Below are 16,735 nucleotides of genomic sequence, written 5' to 3' on the forward strand. Positions count from 1 at the left end.
CGACATGTCCATAGACAACGCACCCCGCCTGGACGGAGCCGGCGACCTCTACCCGGGCCCCGACGAGACGCCCGCCGTCGCGGTCCCCGTCGAAGAAACCGTTCCGGCACCGAAACCGTCCCGGAGCAAGGCGCCGTTGTGGCGACTGCTCCTGCGGGACCGGATGGCCACGGTCGCGGCGGCGATCCTGGTGTTCGTGTTCCTCGTCGCCGTCTTCGGCCCGTGGCTCGTCGGCGACGCTGCGACGGATCAGAACCTCGACCAGTCCAACCTCGCGCCGTTCCACGTGGCGAACGGGTGGATGAACATCCTCGGCACCGACCCGCTCGGACGCAGCATGCTCGCCCGGCTGATCGTCGCGTGCCGCACCACCCTCCTGGTGGCGCTGCCCGCGGTCGCGCTGTCCTGCATCATCGGGTCCCTCGTCGGCATGTGGGCGGGCTACCACCGCGGCTGGCGGGAGACGACGGCGATGCGCGTCGCCGACGTCATCATGAGCTTCCCATCGCTGCTGATGGCCGTCGTCGTCCTCTACGTGTTCTCGCCCAGCGCCGCGAACATCGTCCTGGTACTGGCCATCACCCGCATCCCGATCTACCTCCGCACCGCCCGCGCGGAGTCGGCGGAACTGCAGAGCCGGTTGTTCGTGGACGCCGCCCGCACGTTCGGCGCCCGCAGCGGGGCCGTCATCCGCAGGCACGTGTTCCCCATCCTGCTGCCGACGCTGCTCACCGTCGCCACCCTCGACTTCTGCTACGTGATGCTCGCCGAGTCGTCGCTGAGCTTCCTGGGCATCGGCATCCAGCCGCCGGACATCAGCTGGGGCCTGATGGTGTCCCAGGGCCGGACGTACCTCCAGACGGCGTGGTGGCTGTCGTTCTTCCCCGGCCTCGCCATCGTGGTCACCACCGTGTCGGCGACCGTGCTCGCGGCGTGGGCCCGGATCGCCACCGACCCCGCCCAGCGCTGGCGTCTGACCGTCCCGCGGTCGCGCCGCTCCCGGCTGTTCCCCACCCGAAAGGTCGTCTCATGAGTGCACCCGCACCGGCTGTCGAATCGCCCGACGTCGCAGACACCGACCGCGTCGCCCTCGAGGTCGCGGATCTGACCGTCGACCTGCGCACCCCCTCGGGCACGGTCCGGGCCGTCGACCACGTGTCGTTCACCGCGCGGCGCGGCGAGACCCTCGCGTTGCTCGGTGAGTCGGGTTGCGGCAAGTCGATGACCGCGCAGGCGCTCGTCGGCCTGCTCGAACCGATCGCCGACATCACCGACGGCTCGGTCCGTCTCGGCGACGTCGACCTCGTGACGGCGAAGGCCAGGATCCGCCGCACCCTCGCCGCCACCGAACTCGCCATCGTGTTCCAGGACGCGCTGACCGCGCTCAACCCGGTGTACACGGTCGGCAAGCAGTTGGCCGAACCGTTCCGCATCCATCGCGGGCTGTCCTCGAAAGAGGCGCGACGGGAGGCGATCTCGCTGATGGAGAGGGTCGGGATTCCCGAGCCCGAATCGCGCGTCGACTCCTACCCGCACCAGTTCTCCGGCGGCATGCGGCAGCGCCTGCTGATCGCGATGGCCGTCGCACTGAGCCCGACGGTCCTGCTCGCCGACGAGCCGACGACGGCACTCGACGTCACGGTGCAAGCACAGATCATGTCGCTGCTGCGAGATCTGCGCACCGAGCACGACATGGCCGTCATCCTCATCACCCACGATCTCGCGCTCGTCGCGGAGGAGGCCGACCGCGTCGCGATCATGTACGCGGGCAACGTCGTCGAGACGGGCCCGGTCGCCGAGGTCTTCTCGTCGCCGCAGCACCCGTACACCAAGGGCCTGCTCGATTCGGTTCCCGTGCACGCGGTCCGCGGCGAAGACCTGAAATCCATCGGCGGCACCCCGCCCGACCTGCACTCCATTCCGTCCGGCTGCGTCTACCAGGCGCGCTGCCCGCTGGCCCGCGACGTGTGCCGCACCACCCGCCCGCCGCTCGCCTACGTCGCCGGCTCGGCAGCTTCGGACGGACTTCGTCCGCACCACGGTCGCCGCTCGGCGTGCCACTTCCCCGAGGAGATCTCACATGTCTAGGTCGATTCTGAAGGTGCGGGGCCTCACCAAGACGTTCAAGGTGCCTGCCAACGCGGCGGGCAAGGATCAGTTGCGCGCGCTCGACGGCATCGACCTCGACCTCGCCCGCGGCGAAACGCTCGGGCTCGTCGGCGAATCGGGCTGTGGCAAGTCCACTCTCGCCCGCACGCTGATGATGCTCGAGCGCCCCGACTCCGGTTCGGTGACGTGGGACGGCGTCGACCCGTTCTCGCTGAAGGGCAAGGACCTGCTCGCGCTGCGCCGCCGGGTGCAGATGGTGTTCCAGGACCCGTACGCGTCGCTGAACTCCCGGATGTCGGCGGCCGACATCATCGCCGAGCCGTGGCGCACCCACAAGTCGATGTACAAGACGAGCCGCGACCGGGCGGCGCGGGTGCGGGAACTGCTGTACCTGGTGGGTCTGCGGCCGAGCGACGAGCACCGGTACCCGCAGGAGTTCTCCGGCGGTCAGCGGCAGCGACTCGGGATCGCCCGCGCCCTGGCGTTGAACCCGAGCGTCGTCATCTGCGACGAACCGGTGTCGGCGCTCGACCTGTCGGTGCAGGCCCAGGTGCTCAACCTGCTGAACGACCTGCAGAAGCAGCTCGGCATCTCGTACGTGTTCATCTCGCACGACCTGTCGGTGGTCCGGCACGTCGCCGACCGCGTCGCCGTGATGTACCTCGGGCGGATCGTGGAGACCGGTGCGACGGACGCAGTCTTCGACCGTCCCGCCCACCCGTACACCGAGGCCCTGATGTCGGCGGCACCGAAGCTGGACGCCGCTTCCCGCGGCAAGCGGATCATCCTCGACGGTGAAGTGCCGTCGCCGCTGAACCCGCCGTCGGGCTGCCGGTTCCGGACCCGCTGCGCCCACGCGACCGACATCTGTGCGAGCACCGCGCCACCTGCAGCGGTCGACGAGCGCGAGAGCGGCCACGTCGCCGAATGCCACCATCCCCGGCGTCCGGTCGAACTCGGCGTCCCCGTCGCGGTCGGGTGAGCGGGGCAGAGTTCGCGATCATCGCGTTCGCCGTCTTCCTCGCCTCGTGCATGCAGGCCTCGATCGGATTCGGGATGGGCATGCTCGCGGCACCCGTCGTCGCGCTCGTCGACCCGGGCCTGCTGCCCGGGACGCTGATCATGACGGCGACGGTCGTCACGGTGATGGTGGTGTGGCGGGAACGCGACGCCCTCGATCTGTCGGGCACCGGGTGGGCGCTGGCCGGCCGGGTGCCGGGCACGATCGCGGGCGCGTTGCTGCTGGTGGTGCTGCCGGAACGGGGGCTGTCGCTGCTGCTCGCCGCCGTGGTGCTGGCCGGGGTCGTCTTCGCGACGCTGGGCTGGGCACCGCCGCCGCGGCGCCGGAACCTCGCCGTCGCCGGCGCCGCGTCGGGGCTGCTCGGCACGGCCACCTCCATCGGCGGACCGCCGATGGCCCTGGTGATGCAGGGGTCGAAGGGGGCGCAGCTGCGCGGCAACATGAGCGCGTTCTTCCTGGTGGGCTCCACGCTGTCGGTGGCCGTTCTCGCCGCGACGGGGTCGGTGCACCGCGAGTCGGCGGTGATGTTCCTGCTGCTGACCCCGGCGACGGTGCTCGGCTACGTGGCGTCGCGGTTCGTGAATCGCCACCTGGACGCTGCACGCCTGCGCCGGGCGTCGATCACGGTGTCCTGCGTGGGTGCGTTGATGCTGATCGGACAGCAACTTCTGTGATGCAGTGTCTGCATCGTTCGATGCTCAACAAGTCTTGGACATGTATCGATAGGGCCACTTAGAGTTTTGGTTGTGAGGCGCCTCACGGGCGGCGCTGCGCTGTGGAGGAAGGTTTTCGGAGATGAGTACAACGAGCACCACCCCGGTCGTCACCGACATGCGAGTGGTCCCGATCGCGGGACACGACAGTATGCTCCTGAACCTGTCCGGCGCGCATGCCCCGTACTTCACCCGGAATCTGGTGATCCTCACCGATTCCGACGGCAACACCGGTGTCGGCGAGGTGCCCGGCGGTGAACCGATCCGCCGTACCCTCGAGGACGCCCGCGCCATCGTGACAGGCCGCAGCATCGGCGAGTACAACGGCGTTCTCGCCGATCTGCGACGCACGTTCGCCGACCGGGACGCCGCGGGCCGCGGCAACCAGACGTTCGACCTCCGTGTCGCGATCCACGCCGTCACCGCCGTCGAGTCGGCACTCCTCGACGTGCTCGGGCAGCACCTCGGCGTTCCCGTCGCGGCCCTGCTCGGCGAGGGTCAGCAGCGCGAGAAGGTGCAGGCGCTCGGCTACCTCTTCTTCGTCGGCGACCGGAACAAGACCGACCTCGAGTACCAGTCGGGTGCGGCGGAGTCCGACGACTGGCTGCGACTGCGGCACGAGGAGGCGCTGACACCGGACGCGGTCGTGCGACTCGCCGAGGCGGCCCAGGCGCGATACGGCTTCGCCGACTTCAAGCTCAAGGGCGGCGTCCTGGCACCCCGCGAGGAGGCGGCGGCCGTCACGGCGCTGGCCGAGCGGTTCCCCGACGCCCGGATCACCCTCGACCCCAACGGCGGGTGGCTGCTGTCGGAGGCCATCGAGACCTGCCGCGGGCTGAAGGACGTGCTCGCGTACGCCGAGGACCCGGTCGGCCCCGAGGGCAGCTTCTCCGGTCGCGAGGTGATGAGCGAATTCAAGCGTGCCACCGGACTGCCGACGGCCACCAACATGATCGCCACCGACTGGCGCGAGATGGGGCACACCATCCGCTCCGGCGCCGTCGACATCCCGCTCGCCGACCCGCACTTCTGGACGATGAACGGATCCGTCCGCGTCGCCCAGCTCTGCGACGCGTGGGGCCTCACGTGGGGTTCGCATTCCAACAACCACTTCGACGTGTCGCTCGCGATGTTCACCCATGTCGCGGCGGCGGCTCCGGGCGACATCACCGCCATCGACACCCACTGGATCTGGCAGGACGGTCAGCGGATCACCAAGGACCCGTTCGAGATCGAAGACGGTTACCTCACCGTGCCGTCGACCCCCGGCCTCGGTGTCGAACTCGACATGGACCGCGTCGAGGCCGCCCACGAGCTGTACCGGCAGAAGGGGCTCGGCGCGCGCGACGACTCGATCGGCATGCAGTTCCTGGTGCCCGGCTGGACGTTCGACAGCAAGCGCCCGGCGTTGGTGCGCGCCTGATGAAGGTCGTCGTCGGCGACCGGAACCTGCTGCCGCATCGCGAACTGTTCGAGTCGGGGCTGCCGTCCGGTGCGACGGTGTCGTGGCATCGGACATTCGAGGAGTCGGCGATCGTCGCGGACCTCGCCGACGCCGACGTCTATGTGGGCGGCCGGTTCACCGCCGCGATGGCGGCCGCGGCGCCGAAGCTGCGCCTGCTGCACGTCGCCGGCGCGGGCACCGACAACGTGGCGTTCGCCGCGCTCCCCGCGGCCACCCTGGTGGCCAATACCTTCCACCACGAGGACTCGATCGCCGAGTACATCGTGTCGGCGGCACTGATGCTGCGCCGCGGATTCCTCCGGCACGATCGCGCCCTCCGTGGCGACGTGTGGGCCACCTCGGTGTACGACGACGCGATCGCGCAGTGCCGGTCGATGCGGGGCGCGCGGGTCGGATTCGTCGGCTTCGGTCACATCGGCCGGCGGTCGTGGAACGTGCTGCGCGCGCTCGGGTCCGAGGGCTGCGCCGTGACCGGGCGGGGAAATCTCGACGCCGACGCGGAAGGCCTCGCCTGGGCAGGGGGCAACACGTCGCTGCTCCGGCTTCTGACGGAGTCCGACGTCGTGGTGGTGTCCGCACCCCTGAACGATCACACTCGCGACATGATCGGCGGCGCGGAACTCGACGCGCTCGGCCCCGACGGCATCCTGATCAACGTCGGGCGCGGCCCCCTCGTCCAGGAACAACCGCTGTACGACGCGCTGGCGTCGCACCGGATCGCGGCCGCGGCGATCGACGTCTGGTACTCCTACCCCGACGCCGGCGGTCACGGCGCCCCGAGCGCGCTGCCGTTCCGCGACCTGCCGAACGTCCTGATGACCCCGCACTCGTCCGGCGTCACCGACCACACGTTCGTCGGCCGGGTCGGCGACATCACCGACAACATCCGCAGGCTGGACACGGGGCGGACGGTCCTGCGCACCTGTCGCTGAGGACCGCCGCAGTCTTGCGACTCCTTCTATATAGGAGTTCCTATATAGAAGGAGTCGGTGTCACCGCGAGTGGTAGATCCTGAAGGATCGGCGGACGGAATCGCTGCGACCAGGCGATTTGGAAAACGGAGGACGGTTCGCGTAACTTATTCCAAGTCAGAGCGACACGGACACCGACATTCACCGCAAGGTGAATGCAACGAGGTTGTACGAAGTGCCTGACCAATCCGAAGTTCACCATCGTGTATGGTTGTGCTTCAACCCCGGAATGTCTTCAGCGGGTGCCGGTTTGCGCCGGTCAGTCCGATGAGATAAGCTGGAAAAGTTGCCCCGGAGCGGCTGGCGAGTGTGCCAGAGGTGATGGTGTGTGCGTGTTCTTTGAGAACTCAACAGTGTGTCGATGAATGTCAGTGCCAAATGTTTTTGGTACTCCGCATCACGGATGATCAACCGGTCCTTGGGGTTTGGTTGTGAGGTGTGGTGTGGGTATTTGCTGGCTCTTCTCCTTCTTCCGTCGGTGGGGGGTCAGTGTTTGAAAATGCTAGTTTTGAGTTTTTGATCGCTAGTGATTTGACTCGATGTCTATGACTGATTTCCAGGTTCGCCTGTGATTTCTAGAGTCTTCAACGGAGAGTTTGATCCTGGCTCAGGACGAACGCTGGCGGCGTGCTTAACACATGCAAGTCGAGCGGTAAGGCCCTTCGGGGTACACGAGCGGCGAACGGGTGAGTAACACGTGGGTGATCTGCCCTGCACTTCGGGATAAGCCTGGGAAACTGGGTCTAATACCGGATATGACCTTCGGCTGCATGGCTGAGGGTGGAAAGGTTTACTGGTGCAGGATGGGCCCGCGGCCTATCAGCTTGTTGGTGGGGTAATGGCCTACCAAGGCGACGACGGGTAGCCGACCTGAGAGGGTGACCGGCCACACTGGGACTGAGACACGGCCCAGACTCCTACGGGAGGCAGCAGTGGGGAATATTGCACAATGGGCGAAAGCCTGATGCAGCGACGCCGCGTGAGGGATGACGGCCTTCGGGTTGTAAACCTCTTTCAGCAGGGACGAAGCGAAAGTGACGGTACCTGCAGAAGAAGCACCGGCTAACTACGTGCCAGCAGCCGCGGTAATACGTAGGGTGCAAGCGTTGTCCGGAATTACTGGGCGTAAAGAGTTCGTAGGCGGTTTGTCGCGTCGTTTGTGAAAACTCACAGCTCAACTGTGAGCCTGCAGGCGATACGGGCAGACTTGAGTACTGCAGGGGAGACTGGAATTCCTGGTGTAGCGGTGAAATGCGCAGATATCAGGAGGAACACCGGTGGCGAAGGCGGGTCTCTGGGCAGTAACTGACGCTGAGGAACGAAAGCGTGGGTAGCAAACAGGATTAGATACCCTGGTAGTCCACGCCGTAAACGGTGGGCGCTAGGTGTGGGTTCCTTCCACGGGATCTGTGCCGTAGCTAACGCATTAAGCGCCCCGCCTGGGGAGTACGGCCGCAAGGCTAAAACTCAAAGGAATTGACGGGGGCCCGCACAAGCGGCGGAGCATGTGGATTAATTCGATGCAACGCGAAGAACCTTACCTGGGTTTGACATATACCGGAAAGCCGTAGAGATACGGCCCCCCTTGTGGTCGGTATACAGGTGGTGCATGGCTGTCGTCAGCTCGTGTCGTGAGATGTTGGGTTAAGTCCCGCAACGAGCGCAACCCTTGTCTTATGTTGCCAGCACGTAATGGTGGGGACTCGTAAGAGACTGCCGGGGTCAACTCGGAGGAAGGTGGGGACGACGTCAAGTCATCATGCCCCTTATGTCCAGGGCTTCACACATGCTACAATGGCCAGTACAGAGGGCTGCGAGACCGTGAGGTGGAGCGAATCCCTTAAAGCTGGTCTCAGTTCGGATCGGGGTCTGCAACTCGACCCCGTGAAGTCGGAGTCGCTAGTAATCGCAGATCAGCAACGCTGCGGTGAATACGTTCCCGGGCCTTGTACACACCGCCCGTCACGTCATGAAAGTCGGTAACACCCGAAGCCGGTGGCCTAACCCCTTGTGGGAGGGAGCCGTCGAAGGTGGGATCGGCGATTGGGACGAAGTCGTAACAAGGTAGCCGTACCGGAAGGTGCGGCTGGATCACCTCCTTTCTAAGGAGCACATCTCCAATGTTGTTGTCACACAGGTGTACAGCGGCTTGGCAGAGACCGTTTAGTCCTCATCAGTAGGGCTGCGGACGCTCATGGGTGGAACACTGACAAACATTCTTTTCACTACTGCCGGCCCGAGTGCCGGTGGGAGAAGAGTTATATCGATGCACTGTTGGGTCCTGAGGGAACACGCGAGTGTTTTTTCTAGGCAAGAACTTACAAGTGATCATGGTGGTCATACCGGCCGGGTTTTTCTGGTGTTCGGTGGCGACGAGGACATGGTTGGTTGTGTGTTGTTTGAGAACTGCACAGTGGACGCGAGCATCTTTGTTGTAAGTAATGAAGAGCGTACGGTGGATGCCTTGGCACCAGGAGCCGATGAAGGACGTAGGAGGCTGCGATAAGCCTCGGGGAGCTGTCAACCGAGCTGAGATCCGAGGATGTCCGAATGGGGAAACCCAGCACGAGTGATGTCGTGTTACCCGCACCTGAATATATAGGGTGTGTGGAGGGAACGTGGGGAAGTGAAACATCTCAGTACCCACAGGAAGAGAAAACAATAGTGATTCCGTGAGTAGTGGCGAGCGAAAGCGGAAGAGGCTAAACCATGGATGTGTGATAGCCGGCAGGTGTTGCATTCGTGGGGTTGTGGGGTTCATCTTGTCAATGCTGCCGTGTTGGCCGACAGTAAGAAATCATTGTGTTAGTGGAAGTGGTCTGGAACGGCCTGTCGTAGAGGGTGAGAGTCCCGTACACGAAAACATGATGACTGTCGTGATGGAAACCCAAGTAGCACCGGGCCCGTGAAATCTGGTGTGAATCTGTCGGGACCACCCGATAAGCCTGAATACTCCCTGGTGACCGATAGCGGACTAGTACCGTGAGGGAAAGGTGAAAAGTACCCCGGGAGGGGAGTGAAATAGTACCTGAAACCGTGCGCTTACAATCCGTCAAAGCCTTTGCACACTTCGGTGTGGGGGGTGATGGCGTGCCTTTTGAAGAATGAGCCTGCGAGTTAGTGGCATGTCGCGAGGTTAACCCGTGTGGGGTAGCCGTAGCGAAAGCGAGTCCGAATAGGGCGTCCGTAGTGGCATGTTCTAGACCCGAAGCGGAGTGATCTACCCATGGCCAGGTTGAAGCGACGGTAAGACGTCGTGGAGGACCGAACCCACTTAGGTTGAAAACTGAGGGGATGAGCTGTGGGTAGGGGTGAAAGGCCAATCAAACTCCGTGATAGCTGGTTCTCCCCGAAATGCATTTAGGTGCAGCGTCGCGTGTTTCTCACCGGAGGTAGAGCTACTGGATGGTCTAGGGGGCCCACAAGCTTACCGAAATCAGCCAAACTCCGAATGCCGGTGAGTGAGAGCGCGGCAGTGAGACTGCGGGCGATAAGGTTCGTAGTCGAGAGGGAAACAGCCCAGATCGCCAGCTAAGGTCCCTAAGCGTGTACTAAGTGGAAAAGGATGTGGGGTCGCGAAGACAACCAGGAGGTTGGCTTAGAAGCAGCCACCCTTGAAAGAGTGCGTAATAGCTCACTGGTCAAGTGATCCTGCGCCGACAATGTAGCGGGGCTCAAGTACACCACCGAAGCTGCGGCATTCACACAATGCACCCCCTTGATTCTGCGGAGTCTTGGGCAGTGGTGTGGATGGGTAGGGGAGCGTCGTGTGGCCATGGAAGCGGCGGGGTGACCCAGCCGTGGAGGCCACACGAGTGAGAATGCAGGCATGAGTAGCGAAAGACGAGTGAGAAACTCGTCCGCCGAATGACCAAGGGTTCCTGGGCCAGGTTAATCCGCCCAGGGTGAGTCGGGACCTAAGACGAGGCCGACAGGCGTAGCCGATGGACAACGGGTTGATATTCCCGTACCCGTGTGAACGCGCCCCTGGTGAATCAGTGATACTAACCATCCTGAAGCGTCCTTACGCCCCTTCGGGGGCCCTGGATGTGGATGCATGGGACCTGATCTGGTAGTAGCCAAGCGATGGGGTGACGCAGGAAGGTAGCTGAGCCAGTCAGTGGTAATACTGGTGTAAGCCTGTAGGGCGAATGGTAGGCAAATCCGCCGTTCATCAAGCCTGAGAGGTGACGCATAGCCGAATGAGGCGAATTCAGTGATCCTATGCTGCCGAGAAAAGCCTCTAGCGAGCTTTCACACGGCCCGTACCCCAAACCGACACAGGTGGTCAGGTAGAGAATACTAAGGCGATCGAGATAACTATGGTTAAGGAACTCGGCAAAATGCCCCCGTAACTTCGGGAGAAGGGGGGCCTCGTCCGGTGATCACTCTTGCAGTGTGAGCTGGGTGGGGCCGCAGAGACCAGTGAGAAGCGACTGTTTACTAAAAACACAGGTCCGTGCGAAGTCGTAAGACGATGTATACGGACTGACGCCTGCCCGGTGCTGGAAGGTTAAGAGGACCGGTTAGCCACTTCGGTGGCGAAGCTGAGAATTTAAGCCCCAGTAAACGGCGGTGGTAACTATAACCATCCTAAGGTAGCGAAATTCCTTGTCGGGTAAGTTCCGACCTGCACGAATGGCGTAACGACTTCTCAGCTGTCTCAACCATAGACTCGGCGAAATTGCATTACGAGTAAAGATGCTCGTTACGCGCGGCAGGACGAAAAGACCCCGGGACCTTCACTACAGCTTGGTATTGGTGTTCGGTTCGGTTTGTGTAGGATAGGTGGGAGACTGTGAAGCGCTCACGCCAGTGAGTGTGGAGTCGTTGTTGAAATACCACTCTGATCGTATTGGACCTCTAACCTCGGACCATGATCTGGTTCAGGGACAGTGCCTGGTGGGTAGTTTAACTGGGGCGGTTGCCTCCCAAAATGTAACGGAGGCGCCCAAAGGTTCCCTCAGCCTGGTTGGCAATCAGGTGTCGAGTGCAAGTGCACAAGGGAGCTTGACTGTGAGACTGACAGGTCGAGCAGGGACGAAAGTCGGGACTAGTGATCCGGCACCGGCAAGTGGAAGCGGTGTCGCTCAACGGATAAAAGGTACCCCGGGGATAACAGGCTGATCTTCCCCAAGAGTCCATATCGACGGGATGGTTTGGCACCTCGATGTCGGCTCGTCGCATCCTGGGGCTGGAGTAGGTCCCAAGGGTTGGGCTGTTCGCCCATTAAAGCGGCACGCGAGCTGGGTTTAGAACGTCGTGAGACAGTTCGGTCTCTATCCGCCGCGCGCGTTAGAAACTTGAGGAAGGCTGTCCCTAGTACGAGAGGACCGGGACGGACGAACCTCTGGTGTGCCAGTTGTTCCACCAGGAGCACCGCTGGTTAGCTACGTTCGGAAGGGATAACCGCTGAAAGCATCTAAGCGGGAAGCCTGTTCCAAGATGAGGTTTCTCACCCCCTCGAGGGGGTAAGGCCCCCGGCAGACCACCGGGTTGATAGGCCAGAACTGGAAGTCCGGTAACGGATGCAGGTGACTGGTACTAATAGGCCGAGGACTTACCACAAAGAAGCTACGCGTCCACTGTGCAGTATCTGAAACAACACACACGTTTCAGAACAGAAGAAAGAAGCACACCCCCACCACCAATGGTGATGTGTGTCTTCGCTGATGTTCCGTGTGACAGTTTCATAGAGTTACGGCGGCCATAGCGGAGGGGAAACGCCCGGTCCCATTCCGAACCCGGAAGCTAAGCCCTCCAGCGCCGATGGTACTGCACCCGACAGGGTGTGGGAGAGTAGGACACCGCCGAACATCCGTTACCGAAAGCCCCCCAACCTTGTTGGGGGGCTTTCGGCATTCCCGGGTCACGAACACCCGTGCCGCACACGTCCTTTCACCCCCGCGCACCGCCGGCAGACGGTCAATCGGTCGGTCGATTCCGGCAGCCACCGCCAATCGCGTGAAGACATGCCGACGCGTCGCGGAATCGACGCGTGAAATGCGTTCGGAGACCACAGTCGAGGCGCCGGCTGGCGACAGCAGGGATCTGTGAGGTTCGACTCGATGTAGAGGCGAAGTCGCGCCGGCAGACTGTGCTCGAGTGACTCCCGATGTCGTGCTTCGTCGTCGGCGGCGCTCGCGACGAGTACGCGAGCGAGCCGGACCGTCGCGCACTCGAGATGGTCGAGAAGCAGCGGAGCCGCTGCGGCCGTCCGGGCCAAGTGGTGGAGATGCGTACACAGCATGTCATACAGAGGGTCCGCGGGAACCAGATACTCCACCGCCCCGGTGACAGTCGCCGCCGGCATATCCCATTGCGCGTGATCGAGATTCACCGCGATCCTTAACCACCTGCGGCTTGTCGAACCAGTTGGATTACCCGAACGCCCCAGCGCTCCGAGAAGTACTCGCCCGTCGCGGCGACGGATCCCGGAGTGAAGTACGAATGGCCGATGCAGTAGTCCTTGCCGAGGTTCGGGTCGGCCTCGATCACCTCGTTCAGCCTGGTCATCCGTACCGCGATGCGGTCAACGACCGATTCGTCGTAGCCGCGTTCGATGACGAACTCGCGCCAGGCATCGTTGTACTCCGGCCCCAGATCGAAGAAGGCAAATCTCCGCCGTAGCGCCATGTCGACCGGGGCCAGGGACCGGTCCGCGACGTTCATCGTGCCGATGAGGTGCAGGTTCGAGGGCCGATGAAACGGTCCTTCCCCGTCCCGCGGGTAGGCGAGGTTCAGCGCGTTCTCGGGGTCGCGCTTGTCGTGTTCGAGCAGGGTGAGCATCTCGCCGAAGATCTGTGCGGGGTTGCCGCGGTTGATCTCCTCGATGACCACGACGTAGTCGTGTTCGGAAGTCTTGGCGGGCGTTCTGGGCGGCGGTGAGCAGAGGGCCGTCGATCAGGGTGAGTTTGCCGTCGGAGCCGGGCCGGAACCCACGGACGAAGTCTTCGTAGGACATCGACGGGTGAAACTGCAGGAGGGTCATCCGGTCGGAATGACGCTCGTTGCACAGCACCCAGCCGAGGCGTCGGGCGAGCCACGTCTTGCCGGTTCCGGGTGGCCCTTGCCAGATGATGTTCTTCTTCGACTTCACGGCCTCGATCATTCGATTCCAGGAGTTGAATGTCGAGGAAAGAGCCATAGGCAACGATGTCGGCGACGACGTACTCCGATGCGACTTCCCGCAGTCTCGCCTCGGGACCGTCGTCCGCTGACTCGACGTCCGCGGCGGCTGTGATGTCGTCGGCGGGTGCCTGTGGCGCGTCGCTGATCGCATGGAAATGCCACGCGCTCAGCGAAAGCTCCGGCGGCATGTCGAACGGAGAATCCCGGGACGAGAGCCAGGCGCTGACGGTCTCGGTGTTGGCCAGGAAGTCCTCACCGGAGATCTTGCCCTCGAGGTTGAGCTGCGCGGCAACGTCGCCGTATCTGTTCGCGAAAAGATTTACGTTGACGCCACCGAAGGCGGTATAGGTTTCTGGCCTGACCCAGTACGCGCCCATCGTCAGCATGCGTGTCTGACCTGTGGCGGCCGCATCGAATGCGGTGATCAGCCGTTCTCGGTTGGCCTCGGTCCGGGATTCGGCGTATGCCAATTCGGCCTCGAAAAGGTCCCAAAGGATGTCGATGGCGCCGTCGGCGCGGTCGACTTCCCAGCGTATGAATCACGAGTTCATGTTGTTCACCACGGGTATTCCGTCGAAGGTGACCAACGAGGCGCTACGCAAGCCCAAGACAGGGATACGTGCGGCCGCGCGGGACCGGGTGTACTACCCCGTCGGCGGTCTCGCCCTGAACGTCGCCATGCCCTGAAACGGGCATATCAGCTGAAACGGGCATATCGGGAGTGGTGGCTGCGCCTAGACTCCGAAGATGGTGCGCAACGCGAAGGCTGCACGTCAGCAGCCCACCGATCAGCGTTCGGCGTTCGACAGGTTCGTCGAGCAGATCGAACTCCGGGTCAGCCAGGCGCCGTTCTTCGGGATCTGCGCCGGAGTGGTCGCGCTGTGGGTCGTCAGCATTCCGCTCTGGAAGGACCTTCACGAGTGGCAGATCGCCATCCACACCGTCGGCGCCGTCTTCACGTTGCTCCTCGTGGTCCTGCTCGAGAATGCCAGCCGCCGCGCCACGGAGGCTCTGCAGGAGAAACTGAACGTCATCGCCGAGGCGCTCGCCGCCCTGCTCGATTCCTCCGCCCAGGACAACCCCGAGCTGAGGAAGGCAGAGGAGAAGTTGCGGGAGGCCGTCGGGCTCGAAGACCGGCACTAGCCACCCGCCCCTGTGACTTGGCACACCAAGCAGGTAAGTTATGTGTAACCGCAAAAACTACTAACCAGTAGGGGTCCGAAATGCCTGTTCCATCCGCCGCCACGTTCGCGCGGCTCGCCGACCTCATCGCCATCCCGGATGCGGCGGATCGCCCGACGCGGTCCGTCGTCGAGGCGTTCACGGGTAAGGAACTGGCCACCGTCCCGGTCGGTACCGCTCAGGACGCCAAGGACGCGATCGCACGCGCCCGGGTGGCGCAGAAGGAATGGGCCAAGCGTCCCGTCACCGAGCGAGCCGCGATCTTCCACCGGTACCGCGACCTGGTCCTCGAGAACCGCGACGCCCTGATGGACATGGCTCAGGCCGAGACGGGCAAGTCCCGCGCCGCCGCGCAGGAGGAGGTCCTCGACATCTCGATGACCGCCCGCCACTACGCGCGCGTCGCCCCCAAGCTGCTGCGTCCCCGCCGCATCTCCGGCATGCTGCCCGGTCTCACCAAGACGGTCGTGCGGTACCAGCCGAAGGGCGTCGTCGGCGTCATCTCACCGTGGAACTACCCCATGACCCTCGCGGTGTCCGACGCCGTCGCCGCGCTCCTCGCCGGCAACGCCGTCGTCCTCAAGCCCGACAGCCAGACCCCGTACTGCGCGCTGGCCTGCGTCGACCTGCTGTACCAGGCCGGGCTGCCGCGCGACCTGTTCGCCGTCGTCCCCGGACCGGGCTCGGTGGTCGGCACCGCCCTCGTCGAGAACACCGAGTACCTGATGTTCACCGGGTCCTCGGCCACGGGTCAGCTCCTCGCCGAGCAGGCCGGTCGCCGTCTCATCGGCTTCTCCGCCGAACTCGGCGGCAAGAACCCGATGATCGTCACCGCAGGCGCGAACCTCCGTGAGGTCGCGGACGCCGCCGTCCGCGCCTGCTACTCCAACTCCGGGCAGCTGTGCATCTCGATCGAGCGGATCTACGTCGAGGAGTCCATCGCACCCGAGTTCACCCGGTTGTTCGGGGAACGCGTCCGCAACATGAAGCTCGGCGCCGGCTACGACTTCGGCATCGAAATGGGCAGCCTCGTGTCCGAGGCACAGGTCAAGGCCGTGTCCAGCCACGTCGACGACGCCGTCGTCAAGGGCGCCACCGTGGTCGCCGGTGGTAAGGCGCGCCCCGACCTCGGCCCCCTGTTCTACGAGCCGACCGTCCTGACCGGTGTTCCCGAGGACGCCGAGTGCTACCGCGACGAGACGTTCGGGCCGCTGGTCTCCATCTACCCCGTCACCGACGTGGACGAGGCGATCGAACGCGCCAACGACACCGAGTACGGCCTGAACGCCAGCGTGTGGGCGGGAACCAAGGCGGAGGGCGAGGCCATCGCCGCACGGATCCACGCCGGAACCGTCAACGTCGACGAGGGTTACGCCCCGGCATGGGGCAGCACCGGTGCGCCGATGGGCGGCATGGGAGTGTCCGGTGTCGGTCGCCGCCACGGCGACGACGGGCTCATCAAGTACACCGAACCGCAGACCATCGCCACCACCCGCATCCTCAACCTCGGTGGTCCGCGCGGACTGTCGCCGAAGGTGTGGGCCAAGATCATGCCGCCTTTCGTGAAGGCGCTGCAGTGGATTCCGGGCCGCTAGACGTGGACAGCGCGAGCATCCTGATCGACGTCCCGCCCGGCAAGGTGTGGGACGTGGTGACCGACGTGGAGGGCATGGGCCGGTTCAGCCCCGAGAACACCGGGGCGCGCTGGACGTCCGGCACCCCGGTGACCGTGGGTGCGCGGTTCGTCGGCGCCAACCGGCACGGGCCGGTGCGGTGGAAGACGCACTGCACCGTCGTGGATAGCGTTCCGGGCCAGAAGTTCTCGTTCGAAGCGGACGAGCCGAAGGCGCGCTGGACGTATCACCTCGAACCCTCCGGCGCAGGCACACTCGTCACCGAGACCCGGGAGATCTACGCGACGCCCGTATGGTGGGTACGGCTGGTGCAGAAGTCGAAGGTGCTGGGCAGCAACCGCGACCAGCTGATGCAGGACGGGATGCGGCAGACCCTCGAGCGCATGAAAGTCGCCCTCGAGAGCTGATTTTCCACCCTAGGGTGCCGATTCTTCACCCTAGGGTGGCTGTCGCCGCCGCGCGCAGGGCCCGAGACTGGACGCTGTCCACACCTCTCGGAGGCGCCTCCC

At 63.9% G+C, this 16,735-nt stretch carries 11 protein-coding genes, 3 rRNA genes and 1 pseudogene; 13 read left to right on the forward strand and 2 right to left on the reverse strand.

All coding sequences use genetic code 11. The features are described 5' to 3' along the window. Window positions 1-4: 4 nt before the first annotated feature. From PSR88_RS19980 to rrf, 9 genes are all read left to right on the forward strand, one after another. Window positions 5-1,033 (forward strand): ABC transporter permease, encoded by a 1,029-nt coding sequence (locus PSR88_RS19980; protein ID WP_016884546.1) that lies wholly within the window; start codon window positions 5-7, stop codon window positions 1,031-1,033. Then, on the forward strand, window positions 1,030-2,088 hold the full coding sequence (locus PSR88_RS19985) for an ABC transporter ATP-binding protein (protein ID WP_016884545.1): 1,059 nt from the start codon (window positions 1,030-1,032) through the stop codon (window positions 2,086-2,088). The genes PSR88_RS19980 and PSR88_RS19985 overlap by 4 nt, the downstream gene beginning before the upstream one ends. Next, the gene (locus PSR88_RS19990; RefSeq protein WP_016884544.1) at window positions 2,081-3,091 is read left to right on the forward strand and encodes an ABC transporter ATP-binding protein; all 1,011 of its coding nucleotides are present in this window, start codon (window positions 2,081-2,083) and stop codon (window positions 3,089-3,091) included. Before PSR88_RS19985 ends, PSR88_RS19990 begins: the two co-directional genes overlap by 8 nt. Continuing rightward, entirely contained in the window at window positions 3,088-3,804 is a 717-nt protein-coding gene (locus PSR88_RS19995; RefSeq protein ID WP_011596471.1) for a sulfite exporter TauE/SafE family protein, read from the forward strand. The genes PSR88_RS19990 and PSR88_RS19995 overlap by 4 nt, the downstream gene beginning before the upstream one ends. Before the next feature lie 121 nt (window positions 3,805-3,925). Beyond that, window positions 3,926-5,266 carry a glucarate dehydratase gene (gene gudD / locus PSR88_RS20000; protein ID WP_016884543.1) on the forward strand — a complete coding sequence of 447 codons (1,341 nt, stop codon included), beginning with the start codon at window positions 3,926-3,928 and terminating at the stop codon, window positions 5,264-5,266. Beyond that, window positions 5,266-6,240, forward strand: a complete 975-nt coding sequence (locus PSR88_RS20005) for a 2-hydroxyacid dehydrogenase (RefSeq protein ID WP_016884542.1) — start codon at window positions 5,266-5,268, stop codon at window positions 6,238-6,240. The genes gudD and PSR88_RS20005 overlap by 1 nt, the downstream gene beginning before the upstream one ends. 623 nt (window positions 6,241-6,863) lie before the next feature. Next, a 16S ribosomal RNA gene (locus PSR88_RS20010) occupies window positions 6,864-8,381 on the forward strand. A gap of 330 nt (window positions 8,382-8,711) precedes the next feature. Then, a 23S ribosomal RNA gene (locus tag PSR88_RS20015) occupies window positions 8,712-11,847 on the forward strand. Between the two features lie 131 nt (window positions 11,848-11,978). Continuing rightward, window positions 11,979-12,095 (forward strand): 5S ribosomal RNA (gene rrf, locus PSR88_RS20020). Together the 16S, 23S and 5S rRNA genes form the textbook arrangement of a ribosomal RNA operon. A 532-nt stretch (window positions 12,096-12,627) precedes the next feature. Here the strand turns inward: rrf and PSR88_RS20025 are convergent. Both PSR88_RS20025 and PSR88_RS20030 read right to left on the reverse strand, forming a co-directional pair. Next, the gene (locus PSR88_RS20025) at window positions 12,628-13,119 is read right to left on the reverse strand and encodes an AAA family ATPase (RefSeq protein ID WP_029539677.1); all 492 of its coding nucleotides are present in this window, start codon (window positions 13,117-13,119) and stop codon (window positions 12,628-12,630) included. Window positions 13,120-13,207: 88 nt separating this feature from the next. Further along, a pseudogene (locus tag PSR88_RS20030) lies at window positions 13,208-13,561 on the reverse strand (AAA family ATPase); the annotation flags it as partial. Between the two features lie 383 nt (window positions 13,562-13,944). On the opposite strand from PSR88_RS20030, the gene PSR88_RS20035 reads away from it, so the two are divergent. The 4 genes from PSR88_RS20035 (at window position 13,945) to PSR88_RS20050 (ending at window position 16,633) form a co-directional block, all read left to right on the forward strand. Then, complete coding sequence (locus tag PSR88_RS20035) at window positions 13,945-14,097, forward strand: hypothetical protein (protein ID WP_016884363.1); 153 nt, start codon at window positions 13,945-13,947, stop codon at window positions 14,095-14,097. A gap of 60 nt (window positions 14,098-14,157) precedes the next feature. After that, entirely contained in the window at window positions 14,158-14,553 is a 396-nt protein-coding gene (locus tag PSR88_RS20040) for a low affinity iron permease family protein (RefSeq protein ID WP_007298231.1), read from the forward strand. Between the two features lie 80 nt (window positions 14,554-14,633). Beyond that, window positions 14,634-16,187 (forward strand): succinic semialdehyde dehydrogenase, encoded by a 1,554-nt coding sequence (locus PSR88_RS20045; RefSeq protein WP_011596478.1) that lies wholly within the window; start codon window positions 14,634-14,636, stop codon window positions 16,185-16,187. A 2-nt stretch (window positions 16,188-16,189) separates the two neighbouring features. Then, window positions 16,190-16,633 carry an SRPBCC family protein gene (locus PSR88_RS20050; protein ID WP_009477026.1) on the forward strand — a complete coding sequence of 148 codons (444 nt, stop codon included), beginning with the start codon at window positions 16,190-16,192 and terminating at the stop codon, window positions 16,631-16,633. Window positions 16,634-16,735: the final 102 nt, after the last annotated feature.

It is taken from the genome of Rhodococcus sp. DK176 (assembly GCF_038447315.2).
In the GTDB taxonomy this organism is placed as follows: Bacteria; Actinomycetota; Actinomycetes; order Mycobacteriales; family Mycobacteriaceae; genus Rhodococcus_F; species Rhodococcus_F jostii_A.